The 332-nt window shown below is 38.0% G+C and carries 1 pseudogene; it reads right to left on the bottom strand.

Annotated features, from left to right (window positions below):
- Nucleotides 1-203 precede the first annotated feature (203 nt).
- A pseudogene (locus IQR33_RS23815) lies at nt 204-332 on the bottom strand (DUF3379 domain-containing protein); the annotation flags it as partial.

Here is a 332-nt window from a genome sequence, read left to right as displayed (position 1 = left end):
CGACCATTGGATAAAATTGAATAAAAATTGCAGAAATGATGTCTAAAAGACGGGAAATTGCACTTAAAATGCATAATTTAGAGTTTAAGCTCTAAATGCGATAGGGATGGTGAATGTTTTGTGTTCTATTTATACAAAAATGCCGCTAAATAAGATCATTTAGCGGCATTTAACCTTTTGAAGGCTGGAAATCGTCGAAGTTGTTACATTGGCTTAATCATTGATGCAAGAGTCGTAGCGATCGCATCAATATTTTCACCTTCTTCCCCGACTAAAATCAGGCTTGAACTCCCGACGGGCTGAACGATTCCGGTCATGCCATCCTTACTAAA

The sequence above is a fragment of the Vibrio sp. OPT46 genome (genome assembly GCF_015163535.1).
Taxonomy (GTDB): Bacteria; Pseudomonadota; Gammaproteobacteria; order Enterobacterales; family Vibrionaceae; genus Vibrio; species Vibrio alginolyticus.
Note: the sequence above shows the minus strand (reverse complement) of the source record. Positions and strands in the feature narration are given on the sequence as shown.